General features: G+C 71.0%; 11 protein-coding genes. 2 read left to right on the forward strand and 9 right to left on the reverse strand.

Features of this window, described 5'->3' with window-relative positions; genetic code table 11:
- Window positions 1–132: 132 nt before the first annotated feature.
- Both rapZ and uvrC read right to left on the reverse strand, forming a co-directional pair.
- Window positions 133–1011, reverse strand: a complete 879-nt coding sequence (gene rapZ, locus IJH84_RS03955) for an RNase adapter RapZ (RefSeq protein ID WP_295140285.1) — start codon at window positions 1009–1011, stop codon at window positions 133–135.
- Window positions 1008–3101 carry an excinuclease ABC subunit UvrC gene (uvrC, locus tag IJH84_RS03960; RefSeq protein WP_295140288.1) on the reverse strand — a complete coding sequence of 698 codons (2094 nt, stop codon included), beginning with the start codon at window positions 3099–3101 and terminating at the stop codon, window positions 1008–1010. The genes rapZ and uvrC overlap by 4 nt, the downstream gene beginning before the upstream one ends.
- Before the next feature lie 133 nt (window positions 3102–3234).
- Between uvrC and IJH84_RS03965 the strand changes: the two genes are divergently transcribed.
- The gene (locus IJH84_RS03965) at window positions 3235–3672 is read left to right on the forward strand and encodes a hypothetical protein (RefSeq protein ID WP_295140291.1); all 438 of its coding nucleotides are present in this window, start codon (window positions 3235–3237) and stop codon (window positions 3670–3672) included.
- A gap of 39 nt (window positions 3673–3711) precedes the next feature.
- On the opposite strand, the gene IJH84_RS03970 is transcribed toward IJH84_RS03965, so the two are convergent.
- Together IJH84_RS03970 and IJH84_RS03975 are read right to left on the reverse strand one after the other, a co-directional pair.
- A complete protein-coding gene (locus IJH84_RS03970; RefSeq protein ID WP_200069923.1) occupies window positions 3712–4791 on the reverse strand; it encodes a glycoside hydrolase family 172 protein in 1080 nt (359 codons plus the stop codon).
- Between the two features lie 226 nt (window positions 4792–5017).
- The gene (locus IJH84_RS03975) at window positions 5018–6040 is read right to left on the reverse strand and encodes a dihydroorotate dehydrogenase (protein WP_295140294.1); all 1023 of its coding nucleotides are present in this window, start codon (window positions 6038–6040) and stop codon (window positions 5018–5020) included.
- Window positions 6041–6308: 268 nt separating this feature from the next.
- Here IJH84_RS03975 and IJH84_RS03980 point away from each other — a divergent pair, with 268 nt between their 5' ends.
- Window positions 6309–6572, forward strand: coding sequence for a GlsB/YeaQ/YmgE family stress response membrane protein (locus IJH84_RS03980; protein WP_200069771.1), 264 nt, complete (start codon window positions 6309–6311; stop codon window positions 6570–6572).
- Window positions 6573–6671: 99 nt separating this feature from the next.
- On the opposite strand, the gene IJH84_RS03985 is transcribed toward IJH84_RS03980, so the two are convergent.
- The 5 genes from IJH84_RS03985 to IJH84_RS04005 form a co-directional block, all read right to left on the reverse strand.
- Window positions 6672–7271, reverse strand: coding sequence for a PH domain-containing protein (locus IJH84_RS03985; RefSeq protein ID WP_367268949.1), 600 nt, complete (start codon window positions 7269–7271; stop codon window positions 6672–6674).
- A 31-nt stretch (window positions 7272–7302) separates the two neighbouring features.
- Complete coding sequence (gene ribH / locus IJH84_RS03990) at window positions 7303–7803, reverse strand: 6,7-dimethyl-8-ribityllumazine synthase (protein WP_200069773.1); 501 nt, start codon at window positions 7801–7803, stop codon at window positions 7303–7305.
- Window positions 7800–9077, reverse strand: coding sequence for a bifunctional 3,4-dihydroxy-2-butanone-4-phosphate synthase/GTP cyclohydrolase II (locus IJH84_RS03995; RefSeq protein WP_200069774.1), 1278 nt, complete (start codon window positions 9075–9077; stop codon window positions 7800–7802). The genes ribH and IJH84_RS03995 overlap by 4 nt, the downstream gene beginning before the upstream one ends.
- A 171-nt stretch (window positions 9078–9248) precedes the next feature.
- Window positions 9249–9863, reverse strand: coding sequence for a riboflavin synthase (locus IJH84_RS04000; RefSeq protein ID WP_295140299.1), 615 nt, complete (start codon window positions 9861–9863; stop codon window positions 9249–9251).
- Between the two features lie 13 nt (window positions 9864–9876).
- Window positions 9877–10263 (reverse strand): dihydrofolate reductase family protein (locus tag IJH84_RS04005; RefSeq protein WP_295140302.1); only part of this gene is annotated, 387 nt, incomplete at its 5' end.

Here is a 10263-nt window from a genome sequence, read left to right on the forward strand (position 1 = left end):
CGCGCGGGGCCGAGCCGTCCGGCGCCGAGCCGTCCGGCGCTGGGGTCTCGGGTGTTGGGCCCTCCGGCGCTGCGTTCTCCGACGCCTGCCCGTCCGGTGTTCGCTCGTCCGAGGTGCGGGGTGGCCGTCCCGTCACTCGCGCCCCAGATCCCGATGCACCGTTTTGACCATCATCCCCTCGTCGTCGGCGAGTCTGCGGGCCATCTCCTCCACCAGGGAGACGCTGCGGTGCTTGCCACCGGTGCAACCCAGCGCCAGCGTCAGGTACCGCTTGCCCTCGCGGTGGTAGCCGGCGCCGACCAGCCGCAGCAGGTCCTGGTAGCTGCGCAGGAACTCCTCGGCGCCCTCCTGGCCGAGCACGTAGTTGCGCACCTCCTCGTCGAGGCCGGTGAACTCGCGCAGTTCCGGGATCCAGAACGGGTTCGGCAGGAACCGGCAGTCCATCACCAGGTCGGCGTCCATCGGCAGGCCGTACTTGTAGCCGAAGGACAGCACGGTCACGCGGGTGCGGGTCTCGGCCTCGCTGCCGAACGCGTCCTCGATCTTGGTGCGCAGCTGGTGCACCGATATCCCGGTGGTGTCCACGACCAGGTCGGCCTCCGAACGCAACCGGGACAGCAGCGACCGCTCGGCGGCGATGCCGTCGGCCAGCCTGCCCTCGCCCTGCAGCGGATGTCCGCGGCGCACCTGCTCGAAGCGGCGGATCAGCACCTCGTCGGTGGCCTCCAGGAACAGCACCTTCGGCTTGTAGCCGCGCGCGTCCAGGTCCTTGATCACCGAGCCGAGGTCCTCGGTGAACGCGCGGCTGCGCACGTCCATCACCACCGCGACGCGGGTGATCGCGCCGCTGGAGCGCGCCCCCAGCTCCACCATCGTCGCGATCAGCTCCGGCGGCAGGTTGTCCACCACGAACCAGCCCAGGTCCTCCAGGCATTTCGCGGTCGTGCTGCGCCCGGCGCCGGAGAGGCCGCTGACCACGGCGACCTCGATGCCCGACTGCTCCTCACTCACTGACTCTCCCCTTCAGTGCCGGTGTCTCCCCCGCTTGCCCCTGCCCGGCCGGCCAGGGCCGCGTGCACGCTCTCCGCGGTGCGCCTGCCGAAGCCGGGCACCGCCATGATCTCCTGAACCCCCGCCTGCTTGAGCTTGCGCACCGAGCCGAAGTGCTTGAGCAGCGCGGTCTTGCGGGTCTGCCCCAGCCCGGGTACCGAATCCAGCTCCGAGGAGCTGAGCCGCTTCGAGCGCTTCTTGCGGTGGTAGCTGATCGCGAACCGGTGCGCCTCGTCGCGCACCCGCTGCAGCAGGTACAGCGCTTCGCTGGTGCGCGGCAGGACGACCGGGTCCGGCTCGGCGGGCAGCCACACCTCTTCGAGCCGCTTGGCCAGGCCGATCACCGCCACGTCGGTGATGCCCAGCTCGGCCAGCGCATCGCCTGCGGCGTTGGCCTGCGGCGCGCCGCCGTCGATGACCAGCAGGTTCGGCGGGTAGGCGAACTTGCGCGGGCGGCCGGTCTCCGGGTCGATGCCGGGTGCGGAGTCCGCGGCCTCGTCGGCCCCCGCCGCACCGTCCGGTCGCACGGCCTCGCCGTCCGGTTGCGCCGCTTCGGCGCCGGTCGAACCGCCGGTGGCGGATTCGCCGTCGTTCTCCGGCACGGGATCGGGACCCGCCTCGGCCGAGGCGTCCTTCAGGTACCGGGCGAACCTCCGCCGGACCACCTCGTCGATCGAGCCGACGTCACCGCCCTCGGCGCCTTCGCGCACCGAGAACCGGCGGTACTCGGACTTGCGCGGCACCCCGTCCTCGAACACCACCAGCGAGGCCACCACGTCGCTGCCCTGCACGTGGCTGACGTCGACGCATTCGATCCGCAGCGGTGCGCTGTCCAGCGCCAGCGCCTCCTGCAGCTCCTGCAGCGCGGCCGAGCGGGCGGTGAGATCGCCTGCGCGGCGCAGCTTGTACTGGGCGAACGCCTCCTTGGCGTTGCGCTCGACGGTCTCCATCAGGGTGCGCTTGTCGCCGCGCTGCGGAACCCGCAGGTGCACCTTGCTGCCGCGCAGGCCGCCGAGCCACTGCGCCAGCGCCTCGGAGTCCTCGGGCAGCTCCGGCACCAGCACCTCGCGCGGCACCGGCGTACCGCCCGCGTCGGCCTGATCGGCCAGCGCTGCCTGCTCGCCGTAGAACTGGCTGAGGAACTGCCCGGTCAGCGCGGCGGTACTGGTGTCGTCCACCTTGTCGATCACCCAGCCGCGCTGGCCGCGGACCCGGCCGCCGCGGATGTGGAAGACCTGCACCGCGGCGGCGAGCTCGTCCTCGGCGAAGGCGATCACGTCGGCGTCGGTGCCGTCGCCGAGCACCACGGCCTGCTTCTCCATCGCCCGGCGCAGCGCTTCGAGGTCGTCGCGCAGCCGGGCGGCGCGCTCGAACTCCAGCTGCTCGGAAGCCCGCTGCATCTCCTTGTCCAGCTTGCGCATCAAGGTGTCGGTGCGCCCGGACAGGAAATCGCAGAAATCGTCCACGATGGACCGGTGCTCCTCGGCGCTGACCCGGTCGACGCACGGCGCGGAGCATTTGCCGATGTAGCCCAGCAGGCAGGGCCGCCCGATCTGCCCGTGCCGCTTGAACACGGTGTTCGAGCAGGTCCGCGCCGGGAACACGCGCAGCAGCATGTCCAGCGTCTCCCGGATCGCCCAGGCGTGCGCGTAGGGGCCGAAGTAGCGCACGCCCTTGCGCCGCGGACCGCGGTAGACGTGCAGCCGCGGGTACTCCTCGTGCAGCGTCACGGCCAGCACCGGGTAGGTCTTGTCGTCGCGGTAGCGGACGTTGAACCGCGGGTCGTACTCCTTGATCCAGGAGTACTCCAGCTGCAGCGCCTCGACCTCGGTGCCGACCACGGTCCAGCGCACCCCGGTCGCGGTGGTGACCATCCGGCGGGTGCGCGGGTGCAGCCCGGACAGGTCCGCGAAGTAGTTCGACAACCTGCTGCGCAGGCTTTTCGCCTTGCCGACGTAGATGACCCGGCCCTCGGCATCGTGGAACCGGTACACGCCGGGCGCGTCCGGGATCGTGCCTGGGGCGGGTCGGTATGTCGACGGGTCGGCCACGGCTCCACCCTACGTGCGCGGCCGACACTCCCCGTCACGCCCATCGCGGCGCGCGAGGACCTTCGCCCCTTGGTCACCTCGGCCGGTCGAGGTCCACTCGGACCCAGGTGCGAACGCCGGAGGGGTGATCGGGATGGCTCAGCTCGGACATCGGGGTTTCCACGCAGTCGGCCGTCCGGCCGGCGGCCTGGCGGACGGTCTCGCGCTGTTCGCGAGCGTGCTGATGGTGATCATCGGCGTGTTCCACGTCATCGTGTCGACGGCCGTGCTGCTGCAGGGCCCGGTCTACGCCGTGACCGGCGATTACGTGTTCAGCTACAACGTCGGTGCATGGGGCTGGGCGCACTTGGGCCTGGGAGTGCTGGTAGCGGCGACCGGGCTGGCGTTGCTGGGCGGTGCGGCTTGGGCGCGGATCGCGGGCATCGTGATCGTGGCGCTGAGCGCGCTCGGCAACTTCCTGTTCATCCCGCACCAGCCACTGTGGTCGCTGCTGATCATCGCGGTGGACGTGGCGGTGATCTGGGCGCTGGCGGTGCACGGCAGGGCCTCGCTCGACTCCGACACCGAGTGATCTCTCCCCGCACGTGGCTCACCAGGAGTGAGCCGGGAGTCAGAGCGGGCGGGGGAGCCGGTCGTGGACCGGCGGCAGGCCGAACGGCTTCGACGGCAGGGTCTGGTACCAGTAGGCGACCGAGGAGATGTCGTCGGAGCGCTTGTTGGCGTGCCCGTGCTCGATCGTGACGCTGATCGACTCGTCGAAGGTGACCGGATCCTCCACGTGGAACCGGTAGTAGGAGACCTGCCCGCTCCAGTTCGGCCCGCCCGGCAGCGTCAGACCGTGGTAGGGCGCCTGGTACGGCTGGCTGGGACACCACGCGGTGTTGAAGTAGTCCTCGGTGCCGGTGCCGTGCAGCCGCGGCGGCCAGGGCTCCCCGTCGATGAAGATCATGTCATCGCCCTCGCCGTACCAGTTCCAGTCGGTGGTCGAGCGCAGGTTGTGCACGTTGAGCACGGAGCCCACGTAGTGCCCGCGGCCTTCGGCCTCCAGCAGCACGTAATTGCCCGCGCCATCGAGGTTGGTGCCGCCGAACAGGAACTCGTCGTTGGTCTGCTCGCCCTGCTCGACGCCGTCGGCCGGGTTCTCCCGGCGCCACTGCGCGTGGAAGTAGCCGAGTTCGGGGTCGGCGCGGCGGTACTGCTCGTAGTCGATGTAGTAGTAGAAGATCACCGGCTTCCGGCTCATCTCGCTGACCAGCTCGAACCGGGCGCCCGCGGCGAAGGGCATCGCGAACCAGCAGTTGAAGCCCTTGCCGTCCTGCGGGCTCATCTGCAGCGGTGCGGACACGAAGTTCTCGGTGCGGCCGTGGCCGATGCCGAAGAAGTCCCCCAGCGGCACCAGCACGCTCGGGTGCGGCGAATCGTCCCAGGTGATCTTGAGCACGAGCCTGCGCAGGTAGTCGCCCTCCACCTCGGGCCGCAGCCCGCCGTCCTCGACCGCGACGGTGCACCAGATGTGCGTGACCGCGCCGGGACCGTCCAAGTTGGCCAGTTCCCGGCTCTCCCCCGGCGCGAGCCGGATGCTGTCGGTGTTGCCGCCGGTGCGGTCCCAGCTCGACACCCGGCCCCGCTTGGACTGCCGCAGCCGCGGCAGGTCGCGCAGGCTGCTGCCGAACGTCCCGTATCCCGACATCATCGTCCCCCTCCGGATGTTGATCGTCACAGCAAGTCAACGGTCTCTGCCCGTGACGTGTCGAGGATCTTCATCCGATCGGAATTTCCCGTTGATCAACACATTCCGGGCGCGCGTCCGGGAGCGCGGAAAGCGGTTCGCGCAGGGGCGCCGGTCGTGCGGCAGGGAGATCCGCAGAGTTGAGCGGATCGCGGCGAGCCGGTCCCGGCGGCGGCCGAACCGGTGATCAGCGACGCGGCGGCTCGTAGTGCTCGATGCGCCGCAGCACGGCGCGGCTCCGCGCGGCGTGCACCGGCGACAGAGCGTAGCCGGGGTAGCTGGCGAACCAGCTCGCGCTGCCCATGCTCACCGCGTCCGCACCGGCCCAGAAGTACTCGCGGCAGTCGTCGAAGCTGCGGATGCCGCCGGTCGCGATGATCGGCAGCGTCACCCCGGCGTCGCGCAGCTCCTTGACCACCCGCAGCCCGACCGGCTTGATCGCCCGGCCGGACAGCCCGCCGAAACCGTTGCGCAGCAACGGTTCCCCCGTTTCCGGGTCCAGCCGCAGGCCCTTCAGGGTGTTGATCGCGGTCAGCGCCGAGACGCCGTGCCGGGCGGCCAGCCGGGCGTGACCGAGGTAGTCGTAGTCCGGGGACAGCTTCAGGATCACCGGGTGCGCGCTGCGCGGCACCGCTTCGGCCAGCACCGACTCGATGATGGCGTTGAAGTCGAAGTTCACGTTGTGGCAGGAGACGTTGAACTCGACCGCGGCGATTTCCCCCGCGGGCACCGCCGCGTTGATCTTGTCCACGAGCGTGACGAACTCCGCGGCGGAGAACCCGCCCACCGAGATGATCGTGTTCTGCTCGCGAGTGCGCGGGTAGTAGTCCCGCAGGTAGGCGTCGATGCCGACGTTGCACCAGCCGAACGCGTTGAGCCAGCCGCCGTCGACCTGCCGCAGCGCCTGCCCGTAGCGCTTGAGCAGCGCGGGCAGCTCGTGCAGCGGCCACACGTCCTGCGTCGTGAAGTGGCCCTCGCGGGGCTCGACGGTGACCGTGCGGGTGGTGACCGCGCCGAACCGCTCCAGCGGGACGAACCGCGAGATCGGGCTCATCCCGTAGGGCACCAGCTTCGCGTTGGACACGCCGTAGCCGAGCAGGCTGGAGGCGGTGACCATGCGGTTGCGCAGCGGGATGTCGCCGAGCCGCACCGCGGGTTCGCGGGGCTCGTCCCGGACCAGCCGCAGGTTTCGCTCCGGGGCAACGCTCACGATCTCCTCCTCCAGTTGCCGCACCGCCAGCCACCGCACCGGCTGCGCCGACGCGTCCGGTGCTCGACGCTCTCCCCATTGTCCCGCACCCGCTCGCGGCGTCCGCAGCCGCCGGGCGACCGGGCGAGGTTTCGCCACGAGATCGAAAGTACCGTTGGCGATCACCCGAACGGGGTATAGATCACGGTTGATCCATCACCGCTCGGGTAGTCCGATGTGTGCGAGACGAGCGTGCCGCGAGCGGCGCGTGAACCGGAAGGAGGACACCGTGGGAATCCTGAGCTGGATCATCTTCGGTCTGATCGCGGGCGCGATCGCCAAGTTCATTCTGCCGGGCAAGGACCCCGGCGGCATCATTCTCACGATCGTGATCGGCGTGGTCGGCGGCCTGCTCGGCGGCTGGCTGGGCACGAACTTCGGCGGCGGAGCCGGTGTCACCGGGTTCAACCTGATGAGCTTCGTGTGGGCGGTGATCGGTTCGCTGATCCTGCTCATCATCTACCGCCTGATCTTCCACAGGTCGCGTGCCTGAGAGATCGCGGAGAAGGTGCCCGGAAACGACTTCCGGGCACCTTTTTCATGGCCGGACCGCGCCGCTCGACAGCCGTTCACGCACCGCGCACGGCGGCGTTCAGCCTTGCTCGTCCTGATCGGATCGCGCAGCCGCGGCGTCGTCCCCGCCGGACTGCGATTCCCGCTGGGATTCCTGCTGCTCACCACCGCGCACCGCGTCCACCTGCCTGCGCAGCTCACGCAGGTCGCGCATCGCCTGCACGGCGCTTGCCCCGTCACTGGACTGGATCGCCATCACCGGTGCGTACTCGTCGTCGGCCAGTTTCAGGCGGGCCCACGAGGCACCGTCCGGGAAGCTGATCGCCAGCACGTCGTCCCACTCGAACAGGCGGGTGCCGACGATGTTGCGCACCTCGATGCCGTGCAGGCCCGCCCGCATCCGCGGCCGCAGCAGCAACAACGCGCCACAGGCCAGCAGCACGCCCAGCGCGGCCATCGACACCTGGTCGGAGACCCGGAAGTAAGCACCGGTCGGAGTGTTGCGCAGCAGGACCGCGGCCACGGTGAACACGACGACCAGCACGATCGCCACCGGGATGACCACCCGGCGCACCTTGCGCGGGCGCACCTCCACCTGCGCGGCACCCGTGCCGGTGGCGGTGCTCACTTCCTCGGCCCGCGGCGTTCCGGAGCCGCCCCGCGTTTCGCCTGCCTGCATGAGACCAGTCTGCCGTGTCCGCGCCGGAGGCTCACAGGAACCCTCGCCCGGAGCCGTCGTAGCCGCGCAGGTCGCGCAGCACCAGCGCGGTCTCCAGCGCCGCCGCGGTGGCCTCGAAACCCTTGTCCTCCACCGAATCGGCGAACCCGGCCCGGTCCAGCGCCTGCTGCTCGGTGTCGGTGGTGAGCACGCCGTTGCCGATCGCGGTGGACTCGTCCAGCGCCACCCGGGTCAGCCCCTGGGTCACCGAATCGCAGACGTACTCGAAGTGCGGCGTCCCGCCGCGGATCACCACGCCCAGCGCCACCACCGCGTCGTGCTGGTGCGCCAGCTGCTGGCACACCACCGGCAGCTCGACCGAGCCCGGCACCCGCACCACGGTCGGCTCCGCGACACCGGATTCCTGCGCGGCCTGCACGGCGCGCTCCAGCATCCGGCCGGTGATCTTGTCGTGCCAGCGGATCGCCGCGATCGCCACCCGCAGGCCGGCGGCCTCCGGGACCTCCACCCGCGGCCTGCCCTCGCCGCTCATGCCGTCACCCCCGGTTCACCGAGACCGTCCCCGCTGATCGAGGAATCTTCGCCGTCGTCCAGGTCCGTCAGCTCGTGGCCCATCCGGTCCCGCTTGGTGCGCAGGTAGCGCAGGTTCTCCGGGTTCGGCCGGATCGGCAGCGGCTCGCGGCCGACGACCTCGAGGCCGTAGCCCTCCAGCCCGATCCGCTTCTCCGGGTTGTTCGTCAGCAGCCGCATCGACTTGATGCCCAGGTCGCAGAGGATCTGCGCGCCCTGGCCGTAATCCCGGCTGTCCACCGGCATCCCCAGCTCGACGTTGGCGTCCACGGTGTCCGCTCCGTCGTCCTGCAGCTGGTACGCCTGCAACTTGTGGATCAGGCCGATGCCGCGGCCCTCGTGCCCGCGCATGTAGAGCACCACGCCGCGGCCCTCGTCGGCGACCTTCTCCAGAGCCGCGGCCAGCTGCGGGCCGCAGTCGCAGCGCAGCGAGCCGAGCACGTCGCCGGTCAGGCATTCCGAGTGCACCCGCACCAGCACGTCCGTGCCGTCGCCGATGTCGCCGTAGACCAGCGCCAGGTGCTCGATGCCGTCCAGGGTGCTGTCGTAGCCGAAGGTGCGGAACGTGCCGTGCGCGGTGGGGATGCGCGCCTCGGCGACCCGCTCGACCTGCTTCTCGAACCGCCTGCGGTAGGCGACCAGGTCGGCGATGGTGATCAGCGCGAGTTCGTGCTCGTCGGCGAAGACCTCCAGCTCGTCGCGCCGGGCCATGTCGCCCTCGCTCTTCTGGCTGACGATCTCGCACAGCGCGCCCGCGGGCCGCAGCCCGGCCAGCCGGGCCAGATCCACCGACGCCTCGGTGTGCCCGGGCCGCCGCAGCACCCCGCCGTGCCGGGCGCGCAGCGGCACCACGTGTCCCGGCCGGGTCAGGTCCTGCGCGGTCGAGCCGCCCGCGGCGAGCACGCCCAGCGTCCGGGCCCGGTCGGCGGCGGAGATGCCGGTGGTGACGCCCTCGGCCGCGTCCACGGTGACCGTGTAGGCGGTGCCCTTGCGGTCCTGGTTGGTGTGGTACATCGGTGGCAGGTCGAGGCGATCGCAGTCCTCGCCGGTCATGCCGACGCACAGGTAGCCGGACGTGTAGCGCACCATGAACGCCACCAGCTCCGGCGTCGCCCGCTCCGCCGCGAAGATCAGGTCGCCTTCGTTCTCGCGATCCTCGTCATCGACCACGATCACCGGGCGGCCCGCCGCGATGTCGGCCAGGGCGCGCTCGATGTCGTCGAACCTGTTGCTCACCGTGTCCGTGCTCTTTCACTCTGGGGTCGTGGTGCGCCGCGCCACACCAGCCCTCGGTTCCGGCACCGGGCGCTGCGTCCCGGCACCACCAGTCTCCCCCGGCTCGCCGCGCTCCTCTCGAACCCGATCACCCGCACCGCAGCGGACCGTCCCTGCTGACGAAGTCGCTGGTCACGCACCTGGGCCGCGCTCGCCGAGCGCGTCCAGCTGTGCGGCGGCCAATCGCTCGAGGTGCTTGGCCAGCACGTCCACCTCGATGTTGACCTCTTCACCCGGTTGGCGCACCCCTAGGGTGGTGAGTTCCCGCGTGGTGGGAATCAACGCGACGCTGAAGCCGTCCGGTTCGGCGTCCACCACGGTCAGCGAGATCCCGTCGACCGTGATCGAGCCCTTCTCGACCAGGTAGCGGGACAGCCCACCGGGCAGGTCGAACCGGGTCAGATCGCCTTCGTCGGAGCGCAGCACGGCCGTGCCGTCCACGTGGCCCTGCACGATGTGCCCGCCGAGCCGATCGCCGAGCGCCATCGCGCGCTCCAGGTTCACCCGGTCCCCGGCCTGGACCGCCTTCAGCGCGGAGCGGCGGACCGTCTCCTGCACCACGTCCACGGTGAAGCGGTCCCCCTGGACCGCGTCCACCACGGTCAGGCACACGCCGTTGACCGCGATCGAGTCGCCGTGCCCGGCATCGGAGGCCACCACCGGCCCTCGCACGGTCAACCGCACGACGTCCTCGGCGGGCTCGACGGCCAGCACGGTCCCGAGCTCTTCGACGATCCCCGTGAACACCGGCTCTGCCTCCTCAACGCCGCGTCGGGACGGCGCTGACGCGCACGTCCGGACCGCTCATCGTCGTCTCTTCGACGTCCCACCACCATGCTTGCGAGACGCTCGCCACTCCCGCCTCGCCCAGCGCGGCCGGTCCGGCGCCCAGCAGCGCGGGTGCGATGTAGGCCAGCACCCGGTCCACCCGCTCGGCGGCCACGAACGCGCCCGCCAGCGCCGGACCGCCTTCCAGCAGCACGTCCACGACTCCGCGGTCCGCGAGCGCGGCCAGCGCGGCCGCGGGATCACCGCCGGGCAACCGGATCGTTTCGGCGGCGTCGTCGAGCACCCGCGCGTCCTCGGGAACCGGGCGGGCGCCGACCTCCACCCGCAGCGGCGGCCGCGCCCCCCGGCCGCCCGGCAC

This window comes from Saccharopolyspora sp. (assembly GCF_017434145.1).
Classification (GTDB): Bacteria; Actinomycetota; Actinomycetes; order Mycobacteriales; family Pseudonocardiaceae; genus Saccharopolyspora_C; species Saccharopolyspora_C galaxeae.